Below are 16,285 nucleotides of genomic sequence, written 5' to 3' on the forward strand. Positions count from 1 at the left end.
TGCTAAAAAGTAAGCGATAAGCCTAATGAGTAGGTCTTATTCAATGGATACATTCGGCCTAAGTCATCATCCGGATGTTCTGGATCTACAAATCGTACGCCTGTTATTGTGAATAAATTATAGGCATTCGCGTACACGCGTAAACGCATCGTCGACGAAGGCTTTAGATTTGAGAAAGTATATCCTAGTTCCACACTCTTCAATCTCAAGTAAGCTGTACTGACGCGATTGAATTCAGAGTTTTCCTTTGGATATCTTCCCGTAAAGGCATAATATCCTTTCACCCAAGCTGTTGCTGGATCATAGGGATCAGCGGAAGGATCCACAGGATGCCAGCGATCAAGATATTGTTCCAGCGTTCCGCCGCCATTTGATCCCCAGATTGCATAAAGAGGTTCTTTATACTGCATAGAACCGAGAGCAGACCCTTGCAATAATAAGTTCATATCAAAATTTTTGTAGGAAGTCTCAAGGTTCATACTATAGTTAAGCCAAGGTGTCTGGTCGAAGGCAAAGGGATGCTCATCTTGACCATTAATTTCACCATCACCATTCCAATCCAGGTATTTATAGTCTCCGGGCAATACATCGCGTTCCTTATAAATCGGATAGCTCCAGATATCTGCCCAGTTTTCGTATCTACCGGCGGATTCATACCCAAACTGAAGCCCTTGATATCGATTGTTCAGGTTATCATTGCGCCAGCGATCATAGGAATTGCTATAAGGGCCGTTTTCGACTGAAGTCAGGTACTTATTCCTTGTCACCGTGGCGATCGCGCGAATATTATAGGAGAAATCATTGATTTTATTGCGGTGTTTCAATTCCAGTTCCAATCCCATATGACGATCGCTATCCGCATTTTGCAAGGGCGGAACCGCCCCGATTACTGTAGGAAATTGGCTTTCAGGGCGCTTAAATATACCTGTCCGTGTCCGCTCGAAATAATCCAATGTAAATCCAAACAAACCGTTCCAGCCTTCAAAGTCTATACCGGCATTGAATGTTTTTGCTGTATACCATGTAATTAACTCGTTTGCTATAGGTTTACGCGTAACACCAGTGACGTATTTCCCACCAAAAATATAACCCGGTGCATACTGGTTATTGTAGCCGTTTTCGGCATTTCCGCTGGTTGCTGGATAAATATAGCCCGGTAACCAGCCAAAATCCCAGTCTTTGAACTGATCATCACCCAATGCGCCATAACTTGCTCTCAATTTTAACTGATTGACAAAAGAGAGTGCATCATTAGACTTAAAAAACGGTTCTTCAGAGATACGCCAGCCTACAGAAGCTGATGGAAAAAATCCCCATTGATGTCCTTTTGCGAAACGCGACGATCCATCATACCGAAACTGGAATTCAGCAATATATCGGCCTGCAAAATCGTAGTTAACCCGGCCAAATAAAGCAGATTTCGCTTCGTTATAATAATCTGCAATCCCAGGATACATCGAACTCATCTGACCGTCCTCCACCCCAGCTGATAGTCTATCCGAACCAAATGCTAGATTTTTTAAAGCATAGAAATTATCGCCATCATTCTTTTGGGTTTCCCATCCCACAAGTCCCGATACTTTATGTTGAACCCCAAACGTCCGGTCATAATTCAGGATAAATTGTCCCAATACTTGTTGTTTATCAAAAAACTCCCGCTTCATTTGATTTGGACTGCTCAAATTATAGAGTTTCTGATCATATTTACCCGTTGTTTTATTCAACGCATATTGATAATATTCCTTTCTGAATAGGGAATTGTTATCCGCGCGGTAATCATAACCAATCAATGCTTTTGCGGAAAACCCTTGCAGAAGAGGTGATAAATTACTCAGATCATAATTCAGTGCAGCGGAGGATTGAAAGGTCTTCTTTTTGAATTTGCGGTATCCGGAAATATCTGCATCCATCATCGCGACCGTATTTTGTTCTAAATCCAGTCCCTCGTAATTTAACAAGGTGTTTTCGGGATCAGCATACGCGGCGAATAACATCCCCTGTTTCCAATAGTTTCGAATAATATCAACAGAGCTATTATAGGGATTATTTTGCTGATCGGCCATACCACTAATATTCAGATCCAGTTTCAATCCCTTGGCCAATTCTGCCGAAATATTCGAACGTAGGTTGTATTTATTATAATTGAGATCACCTGATTTAAAGAATCCTTGTTGATAAGAATAGCCCCCGCCAATATAATACTGAACTTTATTACTACCGCCAGAAAAGCTAATATCGTGCTGCGTCTGCGGTGCATATTTGGAAAAGATTAGCGAAGTCCAGTCTGATGAACGTCGTGTCCCATTTCTAAAATCTTCGAAATCTTTTTCCGTATAAATAGGACTACCACCATTGATGTTGTTCATGGACTTCTCATTGTAGATCGTCATTGCATTGATTGCATCGGCCAATACAGGCAGACCCGAAGGCCTTTGGAAGGTATAAGATCCATTATAATTCACTGTGGTCTTCCCTTCCTTCCCTTTTTTGGTTGTAACCAAAACAACACCATTAGCCGAACGCACCCCATAAATTGCTGCCGATGCATCCTTTAATACCGAAACATCTTCAATATCACTAGGATTCAGGCGTTGAAAGTCTTCGCTCGTACGAGGAACTCCGTCGATCACAACCAGTGGAGCACCAAGTCCACGAATGTCGAAATTAGCACTGTAGGCACCCGGCTCTGCACTTCTCTGCCACACGCGTACGCCGGCCACACGACCAGTCAGCATATTCTGCGGATTTTCATTTTTCGTCTGCCTCATTTCCGTCCCCTTTACGGAGGAAATAGCTCCTGTAAGAGACTGCTTTTTCTGTGTTCCATAACCGACCACGACCACTGTTTCCAACTGGGTATCATCGCTTTGCAACACAACATTAATTGTGGATTTTCCCTCAGTAAGCTCTTCCTTAGCGTTAAAACCAAGTGATTTAAATAAAAGCTTTTTCCCTTCCGGAACACGGATAGTATAACTACCATCCGCATCAGTCGTCGTCTCAATGCGAGTACCGGCATTCTGAACCGATATTGTCACTCCGGCAATAGGCTTATTGTTACTATCGAGCACTTTTCCACTGACATTCTTCTGTTGTGCCCATCCGATGGACGGAATGCCCAGCGCCATCAGCACGAGCAGTGTGCTGAGTCGCCGCCTTGATTTCCCTATATCCTTTTTCATCTTAATAAATTGGTTTTTAAATAGTTATTATACTATCTGATGTATTTCATGAGCTCGAAAGCCCGGTTTTTATTGGTATTTGTTTTTCTTAATCACAATTGTTTATGCCGATCTTTTGTTCATCGCACTATTTGCCGGTCTCATATTGCGATAGCATCGCATACTGTGCCGCATAAGCGAACATGAACATCCCTTCCAGGTTATTTTTGTCTTTGTCCGCATGCCATCCCCCAAGAAGGTCCTGTGGTAATAAACCAGAGCGCAAAAAATGGCTATACCCGTAGTCCAAATTCTGCTGAAAGGTGTCCATATAACTTCCCGCTTTTTCAAAGACTGGAGAAATCTGAAGAAATCCCCGAAGTAATACACCATTAAACCAGTTGTTAAACCCGTCCGAAGCATAGGTATAATGCGCCGAAACCTGTGAATCAGGCCTGGCAAAGTACCGGAAACTGGCATTCGCGAGTTCCTTTCCTTCTTCCAAATAGACCTTAGATCGGGTCGCGCGGTATAGATCAGCAGCTCCAGAAATCATTGTTCCGCTGTTGTAGGAAAAAGAGGTTCCGACGGCTTTCCTTAATTGGGTATTTTTGCGGTATTTTACGCCATCAACAATTTCGTAGGCAATGCTACAATCTGGATAACAGTCGCCCATCATATCGTCATAGACACCTTTATTATTCAATAAATGATCTTTTTGCCAAGCATAAATCCTTTTAGCAAAATCCAAATAAAAATCACTTTTTCGGATTATTTTAGAACGGCGGGATTGTTTATCCTTGGCATCAATATAATTGTATGTTATCTGGTCCTTCTTTTTCTTATAGATTTCATGCAGCCACACCAAAGGACTAACCATTGGGGCATTGCTACAGGCATGTTTGGTCACATATCCGGGCCCCCACGGGATTCCACCGTTCTCATTCCCTTGATCATTGCGGGTACAGTCCCATCCATCCAGGACGTAAGCTGTTAGATATTCTGCTTCTTTCAAGTAGGTATCTTTACCGGTCAGGTGATAGGCTTCTATCAACTCGCGTATCATCCACATTTGATCGTCATAAACATTCAGAATACCTGTTGCGTTAGCTCCGCCTTTTTCCCGTGCACGGTCCACCGCATATACTGTCCAGTCCTTAGTTTGTGTAAAAGAAATCAGGTTGAATTTCCCCAAATAATAAGCAGCATTTTCATGGAGCTGGTCCAACAGGTCAACATAGCGCTTATAATGTTTATCAAATAGGTCATGATTCCCCTTTTCTTTTTGCAGTCTGAGACCACTCAATATCGCATTGACAGCTTCTATTGAAGCGGAATACATCCATACGCTTGCCTTTTCTTCGGGACGCACCTTTGTATCTGGGTTATAAAAACGATACATGGCTTGCCTGTCGGCTGAGAAATAAACTTCCATGGACCGATCAACGAGTTCCATCGCACGGACCAAGTTTTGCTCTTGAACAGACTGAAAGTTATTGATATTGATAACAGAAAAGGAGGTTCGTGTTTCACCGTGCGCGTGCCGAACGATCATCATTGATACGGAAGCAACAACAATTAATTGCAGCTTTTTAAAGACTTTCATAAGTAAGATTTCGATTTATAATTAGTTCGAGTTCCCACTGGAAATATCTGCAGGAATTCTAACGCAAGGTAATGTCGAATGATTAATTTTTGGGTTAAAATCGGGTTAAAACGCAAAAATAAAACGATAACCCAGCGACTATTTTTTTTATAGCTTAATAGGAGACACAAATGCCTGTCGTGATTGTAACGTAGCTTTTATTTTATTGCGCGCATTTTTTTGCCTACTTTTAATCCTGTAAGATATTGATAAGGGATATCCTAACCGTTACGATTTCATAAAAAGCCGACAAGGAACAATCTTTATATTGAACAGCTCATTGTCGACGACTATTGGTTTAAGTTTTTTTGATTGCGCTATGCGACGCTGTATATTATATATTGTTTTTTTACTTTTGATTCCGATACTTTCCCGATCTCAGGGGCTCAAGTTTAGAGCCGGACATGAACCTATAGATAAACGAACCTCCTATGAATTATTCGACAAAAAGGATATTTCTTTTGAAAAGCAGTTTACCCTAACATTCCAACTATCCATTTATTCATCAAACTCATTAGGCAATATCTTCCGTGTCAAGAATAAAGACAATAACACGGTTTACAATCTATTTTATGATGAGGAGGCCGGAAATTGTATCTTCCGTCTGAATGAAGAAGGCAAAAGTAGTCTGATCATTGCAAAAATAAGCCAACAGCGACTATTTAGAGAAGAGTGGATTGATATCCAATTGACTTTCAACCTTCAAGAGCAACTATTTGAGCTCAAAATACAAGATCAGACTTTTCAGTCTCCAAAGGTGAAACTACCGCAGCAATATAGCCCCCAGGTTATTTTTGGAAAAAGTGATTACCTGATTGATGTACCAATGATGTCCATCAAAAATGTACGTATTGGAAATAAAAAAAATAATTATTCCTTCCCCCTAAAGGAAAATTCGGGGCATATTGTCCACGATGAAAACGGTACGGCTTATGGCCGTGTCTCCAATCCAACCTGGCTGATTGTGGATTCTTACAAATGGAAAAATATTTTTACTGGCAATTCCCCATCACAGGCCGGTTCTAGTTACAACGAGCGCACAAAAGAGATTTATTATTTTAATCAGGACTCCATTACCATATTCAATGTAAAGAATAATCAGACAAGGAAACTTGCTTTTCTTAACCCCTGCCCTGTCAAACTGGTTTTAGGAAACAATTTTATAGACTCGACGACGAATAAACTATATGTCTATGAACTTTTTTATACACAACCTTACTTAGGTCCCACTGTCGCCAGTCTCGATCTTGAAAATTTCGAATGGAAAGTTGAGAGCGACGACCTGATAAAAAAAGAGCTAAACCATCATGGTTCTTTTTATGATGAAAGACATCGGCAGTTCTATATTTTTGGTGGTTACGGAAATATGGCTTATAGTGGCGAATTTAGACGCTATTCCCTAGACTCCGGTAAATGGCAAACCGTCGATGGATGGTCAGGCGATAAAATTTTCCCACGCTATTTTCTGACGGCTGGACATGGACCTAAGGATCGGACAGCTTATATATTCGGTGGTATGGGAAATGAATCCGGTGAACACATTGTCGGACGAAAATATCTCTATGATTTCTATCAGATTAATCTGGACAGCAAGAAAATCACAAAAAAATGGGATATCGTTTGGAAAGACAAACATATTGTACCTGCCCGCGGTCTGGTTTTCCCTGATAGTGCTCACTTTTATGCCTTATGCTATCCGGAGTATCTGACTAAATCCAATATCCAACTTTACCGCTTTGCTGTTCAAGATGGAAGTTTTGACATATTAGGAGACTCTGTCCCGATCTATTCAGATAAAATAAGTACGCATGCCCAACTTTATTTTGATAAGCAATTGGGACGGCTTTTGATATTGGTTCAAGAATCAAAAGATGACATACAATCTACGCTAAAGGTTTATTCGTTAAATATGACGCCAATAACCCTCGCCGAATTAAATAGCTTCCCCACATACCATTCAAATCACAAGGTACTCTTATTGTCGATCTTGTTTGGCACATGTGGGCTTGGCGCTTACTTTATCTGGCTACGAAACCGAAGGAAAAGAAGCATGATCCATACACCTGAGGAACCAATTCTTAGCACGGTTCCAATAACAGTAACAAATCAATTGCGACAAAATGATGAATATATTCGCGCTAATTCAATTTTTCTATTTGGCGAGTTTCGTGCCTTTGATCGCAATAAACGCGATATCTCCTACTTATTTAGTACAAAGCTAAAGCAGGCATTTTGCCTCATTTTGTCCCATAGGTCCGGAATCAGCTCACAATATTTCAGTCAGCTGATGTGGCCTGACAAATCGGAAGATAAGGTAAAAAACTCGCGCGGAGTTACGATCAACCACTTAAGAAAAGTGCTGAGCGAGTTTACAGGAATAGAACTTGTACATAAGCAGGGCCGATTCATTCTTGAAGAAACAGATGAATTCTATTGTGATTATGTCGATTGTATCCAATTGATGGCAAACCCTTCCAATAGCAATGAAAGTAGATTAATTCAGATCATTCAAAGAGGTAAGTTTTTACAGGGATTGGATCAACCTATATTTGATGCCCTAAAAACTGAAGTTGAACAAAATTTACTTCCCATTTTACTGGCAGAACTCCAGCAGGCGGATCTTGGACACCAATATAAAAAAAGTATGGAGCTGGCACATACGATTTTCTTATTGGATCCCTTAAATGAACAGGCTTTATTTTCTGAAATAAGAGCGATGTTTGCTTTAAATCAACAGCATGATGCCCGTATTAAATTTCAGCAATTCTGCCTCAATTATAGACAGTTGATGAATGAGGACTTTCCGCACCACTTGGATAAGATTATATAAATAAGGCCAATCATACGGCGAGGTATGATTGGCCTTATTTATATAGCCACCAAAAAATTTAGGAGATCAATACCTCACGATGACGTTTTACGAATTGCTTTTTGAGCAAATATAGTTTATAATGATCATACAAACCTATAATCAGCAACACGAAACAAACGACATAAAATGTTTTATTGGACAGGTAATTAAAAGAAATTCCGCTGAGTAGTCCCCCCATTACATAACTTGTGACAATGGTCAGCAACAAATGAAACTTATCCACCAAATCTTTATTGCTTCTATTGGCTTCTTTGGTGAACATGGATATCAATATCGCCAAATCTGTTGTTAATCCGGTCAAATGGGTTGTTTTCACAACAGAATTGGATATACTCGCCGTCAGTCCATTTTGCAGGCCCATTGCAAACAATAAGGCTCCGACTAATATTTCCGTTTCCTTTAGCGAATCTTCATAAAAAAGATCGAGGTATATCCCGACAAATAGGATACTTAATATTTCAAGTACCAATGGTATCGAATGTGTCAGGTATGCGCTGAACTTTCCCTTACCATGGATGATAATCAGATTGGAAAACATGCTTCCAATCAAAAACAACAAGATCCAAAACAAAACGACAGCACCCTGATACCAGTTTCCTTTCGCGATCTCCTGTGCGAAAACAGCATAATATCCTGTTACATTAGATGTAAAGGAAAAAAATACAATAACAGAAGCGACGTTGACCATGCCAGCCGAAAACGCCGTTAGTCCGCCCAGCTTAATATTATCCTGAATCGTGCGATGATTGCTATATTTTCTTAGCATATTTTTCCTTTCCTCCTTTTTTCAGCACGATACGTGCTATTCCCTTGGTCTGCATATCCAGGTTGAGATGCAGTACCAGCTGATTTTTGTTCAGTTTCTGTATCACAAAACTTTCCACGAGTTCGTTATTTTTTCGTAACTCAAGGATATGTCCTCTTCCTTTCAAAAACCAGTTGTACTGTTTATCCTTGTGATGGGCCACAAAATTCTTTTCACCCATTTTTTCAAAATGCCATAGGCCATCCTGTAAAGGCGGCAAATGCGCGATGGCGGCATCTTTGATCCCTTCATGGATAATCGCCTGTTTTTTGAAGGTTGGCGATTTCTCCACCTTTTCAAAGTACCAGCCCTGTTCTTCCCACTCTCCTTCTAAAAGTCGTTCGGGGTTTTCATAAAGCATGACCATCGCTGATGCCCCAAAAAGCAACAATGCCAAAAAGACAAAGTTGAATCTTGCCAATATTTTTCTTTTAATAGTTAACATCCCATTGTTTGTTAAAAAATAAATCCGCTAAGACATTCCTTCCTGTTTTGTTTGTTGCCGGTTTTTCGACAATATTCACACGCTTACGCTTACTTTCATTTAAGTGCAACAAAGCTTGTCCAACATCAAAAAAATGTCTTGTTCTTTTTTCAAATTGATAATCTGTAGGAATCTTGACTTCGTCAATACGAGCTCCGTTCAGATAATGATGCAAATAATTGGGATTGTCCGTACCAATAATATCAGTATAGATATTCAGTTTGCGATTTGCATAGCGATGACAGATCATCTGACAGGCTTTCAAGAAATCCTCAGATTGAAGATCGTTGAGCTTGTCCTCAAGTGTTATTCCTAATAATTCAGTTATTGAAGTACTACTTTTATTACCATACACCAAAATGACATCCAGCTGTTCGGCATTAGAATGCTCAATACTATGGATTACAAAAAAAAGTGAATCAATTGTAAAATCACTTGGAATCAATACACGCATTGCTTTTGCCATACCCAATTATTTTTCAACAAAGTTAATGGCAGCACATGGCAATGGAATGAAGCTAAAATTAGCTTTTCATTAGAATTTAAACCGGCTTATTAAAATAAGATTAAAAATACACGAAAGATTAAAATGGGATTAAAATTTAGTTCCGGCCTTATAATAGAGTTCTGCCAGCGCTTTCCGGTAGTCGGTAAAAAGTTTCTCCTGCTTTATCTTCATCTCAATCAGCTTATTTTCTCTGCTGTTGACAACAAATAATGTCGATTCTCCAAGCCTAAACTTATTCAGCTCACCGTTCAGCAATCGCTCCTGATTGCTCACATTGACCGACTGAAGTTCAATTTGCTTGCTATATGCACTTAAATCGTTATATTTTCTCACGATGTCATTGTAAATATTTCGCTCTTCAATACGTCTTTCAAACTGTAAGTGATCTTGTTTTATTCTTACTTCCCTTAGTTTTCCACGTTCACTACGGATAAATAGCGGAAATGCAAATTCGAACCCCAATTTATAGTTATGCCATTTAAAATCATATTCTGGAGGGATAAAATTATTAAAACCTTTACGGCTTGAAATAAGTGTACCTGAAATGTTTAACTTTGGCTTGAGCATTTCCTTTCGATAATCTTCCTCAAATACTAATTGTTGGCTTTTACTAGCGAGTTTCACTAATTCGGGATGTACAACTTTTGCAGAGTCAAGAAGTCCTAAAATCACCTTACTGTCCGGCAAAACCGCCTTACGCTCCGTTTTATAAGGCACTGCATGCTCAGGAAGCTCCACAGGAAGTTGTTGTGCATTCCACAAATGATTGGACAACACAATTCTTGCATTCTGAAGTTCGGCTTCATACTTTGACAGTTCTATTCTCCTCTCCTGCACGACAACCGCTGCTTCAACTGAATCAATAAGGGGTTTATCCCCCAATAGAGTCTGTTCACTGATCGCTTTAAATCTCTTATCGGCTAATTTTACGCCTTCCAACAAAAGTTCATATTGCTTGTAGGCAAAATACCAGTTCCAATAATCTGACAACGCTTGATACCAAATTGTATTTATCTGCTTAATCTTTTCTGCCTCAACATAACTTAACATTGCCTTCGCTTGCCACAAGGTGTTTCTTCTGCTGTCAATTACTAGCCCTTGTCCCAGTGGAATAGTAATGCCCACAGCAGATAGGCCGTCGTTGTTCGTTCTTGATTGAGGATTGGTGTAACTTCCTACGTTTCGATCATAGGCAATTTTTAGGTCGGCACCGGCCAGCCACAATGGAATTTTTAATTCATTGTTCCATTGATTATAATAATTGGTATTGCCAAAATTTTTATTTTTAAAATTTGAATAAATAATTGGGTCAAATTTTCCCGCAGCTTGCACAACCTGGGCTTTAGCCGTCTCGGTCAATAGATTTATTTGCTTAACGACTGGATGATTGGCCATTAAAAGTTCTTCCAGATCATCCGTCGTAAAGTCTATTTTTAAACGATCTGCCTGCTCTTGTGCGGATAGGTTATGAAAAAAAATGACACACAGGGCTATACTGATAAAATTCAATTTATTCATATAATTACAATCACTTTTTCTTGTCTTCTTTCGGTTCGCGTTCCAAACTTGGGGGAAATCCATTTAATTGCCTCCAGATCTCATACCATAAGGGGACTTTATTTAGAATGATACGACCATAGGCGCCAGACCCCAGATTGAGCTGAGCGGGCCAAGGTTCATCATCTTTTGGAACGGGATCTGTCGGACGTATCAAGATTCTAAATTGACCATTCGTGCTACTCACTTTATCAATGACCGAAACTTTTCCGGCAAAAGTACCTACCGCTACAGATGGCCAACCTGAGAATTGGATCGATGGCCAACCATCAAATTGTATTCTGACATCACTCTCTGGCAATATAAGAGGTACGTCCATTGCATTTACATAAAGTTCTATGGCAAGTAATGGTGTTTTGGGCTGGAGTGTTGCCACGGATTCTCCTTCCTTCATATTTTCACCGATTCCTGCCTTAAAGGTTTTTACCACATAGCCATCCTGCGGAGCCCGGACAATATAGAGGCCACGTCTTATGTCGATATTGGAAATCTCATTTCTTAATTTAGCGATATCGCCCTGCACAGAAGCCTTTGAGGAAAAAGCTGAACTTAAATCTGATTGTGCCTTAGCCAATGATTCATTATATTTTGCCCGAATATTATTGAGTTCGAGGCGGGCATTGGATAACGCCTGTCGTGAGTTTAACAGCTTATTTTCAGCACTGACCACCTTAGCCCGATCATTCTGTAAGTTTAGGCGCCTAGTTTCGATATCTGTAAGGGAAAATAGACCATCTTGATAACCTTCTTCATACCGTTTTAGTCTTTTTTCGCTTGTTTCGAAAAAGCTCATTATCGCAATCAACTCAGCGCTATCGCTTTTCACAAAATTTTGAGCTTGTATGACCTTATTTTGCGCGGACTCCAACTGAAAATTCAACCCATTATTCAAGGCTTTAATTTGCTCTTCTGTTGCATTCATTTTTTGCTGTGCAGCAGATTCCCCATTTCGCTTTGCATGCAACTGTTCCGCTAATCGTAAAGGTAAATTGGGATCAAAATAGGATTGTGATGTCTCCGATAAGACTAGAATTGTGTCCCCTTTTTTGACCTCCTGGCCTTCGGTAACCGCCCAATACTCGATGCGACCTCCAATTTGATTTTGTATGGTTTGAGGTCTATCTTGCGGCCGTAAAGCAGTGACGGTCCCTTTTCCCGGTATTGTCTGTCTCCAGGGCAGAAATAAGGCAAAAACAAAAACCAGTCCTGATAGGATCAGGATACGGCCCAATAGTAGTGATCCTTTATCTTTTAAAAGGGCGTGAACCGAATGATGGGAAAGATCCCTCCAACTGACGGTTGTTTTGATAGGTTGCTCCTTCTTAATCAGCATAATAAGCTGCGCCCTCCTCCAACGCTAGATCAGTTACAGTACCTAACTTGACAACACCGGTCAACATATCAAAAATGGTATTTAAATTGGTCATTAGTTTTTCTATGGCATAGCCAATTTGGACAATCACCACTTCGGCAGCGACAAATTGACCAAAAGTTATTTGTCGCTCAACAACAAAATAAGATCCCAGCAAAAGCATTATTCCAAATAATGCGGTTCTTAATAGAACTGACCCTACAAAGAAGCGTTTTAATACTTTAAAGTGCTGGTTTCTGGATTTCAGGTATTTACTTACGATAGCATCCGTAATTTGCGTCACTTCATCCATTTTAGTATCCTTTCCACGATAGTGATCAATATCCTCCGCTACTTGTTCCAGATAAGCAACAGTTGCATACTTATGTTCCGATTCGTCAATACTTGTTTTCAATCCGCGTTTATAATATAAAACAAGTATTATAGCCACAGCGAGGATAACCACAAGCCCAAAGGCTAAAAAGGCCGGATGATAAAAAGACAAGAGTACCACACTAAAGAATATGGTTACAACCGCAGCAATGATATCAATCAAAAGCTTAATAATACCCTTTTGAATAATAATCACATCAAAAAAACGGTTCACCAATTCCACAAGATTTTTCCCGATTAAGGCTTTGGGTTTTATCCTCGGAAGGCGATAGGCAAATTCCATGGCTGATTTTAGAAAGATCTTCTGTTCTAAATATTCAACGAGAGCTAATTGTCCTATCAGAAGCGATCCTGCAACGATAACACCCAGTAGGACAAAAGCAATTAAAATATAGGTGGAGCTATACATTGCACCATTGCTCAAAAAGTTAAAAATTGCTGTTATCCCAATAGGAATGGTTAAACTAAAAATACCTATAACGATAGCGTAAATAAAAATATAATTAATCGTCTTCCGTTCAGTATGCAGTAAATTGACCAAACGCTGTAAAGCTGATGGACCGCCTTGTATGTGAGCCATATAAATAGAGAATAGTTTGAAAGTATGCGGAGATAATTACTTTAAATAAGCATTGTAGTCTTACATTACCGAAATTGGATGAAGAACAGGATTCTTTAGTTTCCGTAATGCTTTCCCTACATCGAAAAAATTACGTGTTTTATTCTGATAGCTATAATTAGCCGGTATCTTGATTTCGTTTACACCCGCCCCTCGCAGGTAATGGTGTAAATAACTGGCGTTATCGGTTCTTATAATATCCGCATAAATAGTCAGCTTACGGTTCTTAAATCGTTGGCATATTCTTTCACATGCTTTCAAAAAAGCATCAGACTGAAGTTGATCGAGTTGATCTTCCACTCCAATGCCTATTAGTTCGCTCGCGGATGTACTACTTTTATTACCATAAACAAGAATTACATCAACTTCTTCAGCGGATGACGATTCAATACTCTGCCTTACAAAATAGAGTGAATCAACAGTGAAATCACTTGGGATTAATATGCGTGTCATTTTGGCCATACTTCTTTTGGGCAAAGTTAGTCGGCACAAATGGCAACAGAATGAAGCTAAAATTAGCTTTTCATTAGAATTTTAACAACTTATTAAAATGGAATTAAAAACAGCCTTCGGGCATTAAAATGCAATTAAAATCGAAGATAGGTAGGCAATTCAATCTCTACTGTAGTGCCTTCGCCCACGATGGAATTAACCTTTAACGTCCCACCATGAAGCTTAATAATATTTCTCGCCAGTGGTAGGCCAATACCGTATCCATCTATACCACTAGTATTGGATGCCCTAAAATAAGGATCATAAATATATTCCAATTCTCTTGAAGGAATACCGATTCCCTGATCTTTTATCAGAATAAATACTTTATTATCCAATGCACCCAATGCGATATAAGCGGTCCTATTGGAAGAATACTTACAGGCATTGCTAATAATATTGGATAAGGCAAGCTGGAGTAAAATTGCATTTCCATTGACTTTGAGCCGCATACTATCATCAGGCAGCAGGCTAAAATCTGTTGTAATTTTAAATTTATCATTAATGGCTTTAACCGTCAGTTCGGCATCCATCACGATCTGATCTATACGAACAGGATTGAATGTTGTCGAATTGCTCACAAAGCCTGTACGGGCCAACAGTAAAAGTGCTTTCGTCTTTTTTTCCAGATGTTCGGCTGATTCGATAATTTTAAGTAGTGTACGCTGGTATTCCTCGATGGTTCTTTCTTTGGAGAGAGCCAAATCAGCCTGTCCGATGATTGAAGTTAGGGGGGTATTCAATTCATGTGAAGCATTGCTGATAAAGTTTTTTTGGGTTTCAAATGACGTTTCCAGACGCGTCAACATGTTGTTAAATGTAAACGCCAGATCATGAAGTTCCCCCTTATATTTCTCCTCATCCAAGCGTTTATCCAGATTCTCAGAACCAATTTGCTGAACTTCTTTCATCATGGTCAGGATAGGTTTCAAAAATGAACGTTTCATGAATACCGAAACCACCAAAATAAAGAGGATGCCTAAAATCAAACTGATAATAAGCAAATTACGAAGGTAGGCCAGATGGTGGGTATAAAAATAATTTTCGGCAGATGCGCCAATGATATAGTTCTTGTTGTTTTTTGAGAAGTATTTTGTCGAATAGAACTGGTGTCCCGCTTTAAAATTTGATGTTCCCGTCTTGTTAATTTTATCCCATAATTCGGAATGAAACCCCTGGCTTTGCAAAATCTTTCCATTTTTGTCAAATTCAACCAAAAATTCATGCTGATTGTTCAGATTCTCAATAAAATCCAGGCTCCATTGGTCAGTTTGTGAAGCAGATTTACTATTGAGGAACTTTTCTGCAGCAATATTTCTCCGCAGATCCAGACGTTTATAGAAATCCGTAAAAGCGAAATTTGTAATGGAGTAAAAGATAAAGCCTACGAAACAGCTTACATAAATAACTAATATTGCTATTAGGTAGATGAGTTTCCTATTGTAATTATTCATTTTTAACCTATTCTATCGCCTTAATCAATTTAGTCTTCAATTTTTAACACATAGCCCATTCCGATAACGGTATGGATCGCTTTTTTGCTGGTTACCTTCTCGATTTTCTTCCGTAGGTAATTCACATAGACATCCACGACGTTCGATCCGATATCAAAATTGATTCCCCATATTTTATCCAGCAACTCAATACGTTCAAATACTTTCTTGGGACTTTGGATGAATAGTAGAAGTAACCGATATTCGGTGCTTGTCAAGTTCAGCTCCTGCCCTTCGCAATAGGCAATTTTTTTGTAATCATCAATCGTTAGGAATCCATAATTGAAGGTATCTTTCGGAGGTTGTGCTTCGCGTTGTGTTGCCTGAACGATGGATTGCTGTCTACGGATCAACGAACGTATTCTGGCTTTAAGTTCGATAAGTTTAAATGGTTTGGAAAGATAGTCGTCGGCGCCATTATCAAGTCCAAGAACTACATTTTCAGGCGTCCCAAGTGCGGTTAACATCATGACTGGCAAATCGGTGTACCCCCATTGGCGAATCTGTTTACAGATATCAAGTCCATTCGTACCTGGCAAAAGAATATCCAACAGAACAAGAGAAACATCTTGTTTGGCCAATAATTGTTCAAGTCCTTCTGAGCGTCCAAGATGAATGACCTTATAACCTTCTTCGCCCAATCCCTGAATGATCAAATCTGCAACGTCCTGCTCGTCTTCGACCAAAATAATTTTTTGCTCCTCCATATTCATCATAATCTATATTTCCTGTTATCGCTCCTCATCCAAACCATAAAAATACTGTTTTGATACTACAGACACAAATCTCTTAGCCGTGATAAAGGGCAGCAGGGCTTTATATATCAAAAGAAGTGATTGTTTCCACAATCAGCACATCATAAAGCAGGAATAAAAATTGAAAAACTATATTCGCATAACAAGTAA

Annotated in this window: 12 protein-coding genes; 1 reads left to right on the top strand and 11 read right to left on the bottom strand. The window is 39.4% G+C overall.

The features are described 5' to 3' along the window. Window positions 1-2 precede the first annotated feature (2 nt). Window positions 3-3,182: a TonB-dependent receptor gene (locus HMAT_RS11095; protein WP_104382759.1), complete on the bottom strand. Its 3,180-nt coding sequence runs from the start codon at window positions 3,180-3,182 to the stop codon at window positions 3-5. Between the two features lie 127 nt (window positions 3,183-3,309). Next, a complete protein-coding gene (locus HMAT_RS11100; protein WP_199768596.1) occupies window positions 3,310-4,767 on the bottom strand; it encodes a glycoside hydrolase family 76 protein in 1,458 nt (485 codons plus the stop codon). Between the two features lie 394 nt (window positions 4,768-5,161). On the opposite strand from HMAT_RS11100, the gene HMAT_RS11105 reads away from it, so the two are divergent. After that, complete coding sequence (locus HMAT_RS11105) at window positions 5,162-7,636, top strand: kelch repeat-containing protein (RefSeq protein WP_158655774.1); 2,475 nt, start codon at window positions 5,162-5,164, stop codon at window positions 7,634-7,636. Between the two features lie 58 nt (window positions 7,637-7,694). On the opposite strand, the gene HMAT_RS11110 is transcribed toward HMAT_RS11105, so the two are convergent. The 9 genes from HMAT_RS11110 to HMAT_RS11150 form a co-directional block, all read right to left on the bottom strand. Further along, a complete protein-coding gene (locus HMAT_RS11110) occupies window positions 7,695-8,444 on the bottom strand; it encodes a YoaK family protein (protein WP_104382761.1) in 750 nt (249 codons plus the stop codon). Continuing rightward, window positions 8,428-8,928, bottom strand: coding sequence for a hypothetical protein (locus HMAT_RS11115; protein WP_104382762.1), 501 nt, complete (start codon window positions 8,926-8,928; stop codon window positions 8,428-8,430). Before HMAT_RS11115 ends, HMAT_RS11110 begins: the two co-directional genes overlap by 17 nt. Continuing rightward, window positions 8,915-9,433: a hypothetical protein gene (locus HMAT_RS11120; protein ID WP_104382763.1), complete on the bottom strand. Its 519-nt coding sequence runs from the start codon at window positions 9,431-9,433 to the stop codon at window positions 8,915-8,917. Before HMAT_RS11120 ends, HMAT_RS11115 begins: the two co-directional genes overlap by 14 nt. Window positions 9,434-9,562: 129 nt before the next feature. Then, a complete protein-coding gene (locus HMAT_RS11125) occupies window positions 9,563-10,993 on the bottom strand; it encodes a TolC family protein (protein ID WP_104382764.1) in 1,431 nt (476 codons plus the stop codon). A gap of 10 nt (window positions 10,994-11,003) precedes the next feature. After that, on the bottom strand, window positions 11,004-12,365 hold the full coding sequence (locus HMAT_RS11130; RefSeq protein ID WP_104382765.1) for an HlyD family secretion protein: 1,362 nt from the start codon (window positions 12,363-12,365) through the stop codon (window positions 11,004-11,006). Then, a complete protein-coding gene (locus tag HMAT_RS11135; protein WP_104382766.1) occupies window positions 12,355-13,356 on the bottom strand; it encodes an ABC transporter transmembrane domain-containing protein in 1,002 nt (333 codons plus the stop codon). The genes HMAT_RS11130 and HMAT_RS11135 overlap by 11 nt, the downstream gene beginning before the upstream one ends. Window positions 13,357-13,416: 60 nt before the next feature. Then, on the bottom strand, window positions 13,417-13,848 hold the full coding sequence (locus tag HMAT_RS11140; RefSeq protein ID WP_158655775.1) for a hypothetical protein: 432 nt from the start codon (window positions 13,846-13,848) through the stop codon (window positions 13,417-13,419). A 134-nt stretch (window positions 13,849-13,982) separates the two neighbouring features. Continuing rightward, window positions 13,983-15,341: a HAMP domain-containing sensor histidine kinase gene (locus tag HMAT_RS11145; protein WP_104382768.1), complete on the bottom strand. Its 1,359-nt coding sequence runs from the start codon at window positions 15,339-15,341 to the stop codon at window positions 13,983-13,985. 29 nt (window positions 15,342-15,370) lie between these two features. Next, entirely contained in the window at window positions 15,371-16,096 is a 726-nt protein-coding gene (locus tag HMAT_RS11150; protein ID WP_233789193.1) for a response regulator transcription factor, read from the bottom strand. Window positions 16,097-16,285: the final 189 nt, after the last annotated feature.

This window comes from Sphingobacterium sp. HMA12 (assembly GCF_002933815.1).
Taxonomy (GTDB): Bacteria; Bacteroidota; Bacteroidia; order Sphingobacteriales; family Sphingobacteriaceae; genus Sphingobacterium.

What these genes read in the sequence shown, in the direction of transcription:
- HMAT_RS11095 (WP_104382759.1), bottom strand. Translation starts at nt 3,182, where the DNA reads ATGAAAAAGGATATAGGGAAATCAAGGCGGCGACTCAGCACACTGCTC.
- HMAT_RS11100 (WP_199768596.1), bottom strand. Translation starts at nt 4,767, where the DNA reads ATGAAAGTCTTTAAAAAGCTGCAATTAATTGTTGTTGCTTCCGTATCA.
- HMAT_RS11110 (WP_104382761.1), bottom strand. Translation starts at nt 8,444, where the DNA reads ATGCTAAGAAAATATAGCAATCATCGCACGATTCAGGATAATATTAAG.
- HMAT_RS11115 (WP_104382762.1), bottom strand. Translation starts at nt 8,928, where the DNA reads ATGTTAACTATTAAAAGAAAAATATTGGCAAGATTCAACTTTGTCTTT.
- HMAT_RS11120 (WP_104382763.1), bottom strand. Translation starts at nt 9,433, where the DNA reads ATGGCAAAAGCAATGCGTGTATTGATTCCAAGTGATTTTACAATTGAT.
- HMAT_RS11125 (WP_104382764.1), bottom strand. Translation starts at nt 10,993, where the DNA reads ATGAATAAATTGAATTTTATCAGTATAGCCCTGTGTGTCATTTTTTTT.
- HMAT_RS11130 (WP_104382765.1), bottom strand. Translation starts at nt 12,365, where the DNA reads ATGCTGATTAAGAAGGAGCAACCTATCAAAACAACCGTCAGTTGGAGG.
- HMAT_RS11135 (WP_104382766.1), bottom strand. Translation starts at nt 13,356, where the DNA reads ATGGCTCACATACAAGGCGGTCCATCAGCTTTACAGCGTTTGGTCAAT.
- HMAT_RS11140 (WP_158655775.1), bottom strand. Translation starts at nt 13,848, where the DNA reads ATGACACGCATATTAATCCCAAGTGATTTCACTGTTGATTCACTCTAT.
- HMAT_RS11145 (WP_104382768.1), bottom strand. Translation starts at nt 15,341, where the DNA reads ATGAATAATTACAATAGGAAACTCATCTACCTAATAGCAATATTAGTT.
- HMAT_RS11150 (WP_233789193.1), bottom strand. Translation starts at nt 16,096, where the DNA reads ATGATGAATATGGAGGAGCAAAAAATTATTTTGGTCGAAGACGAGCAG.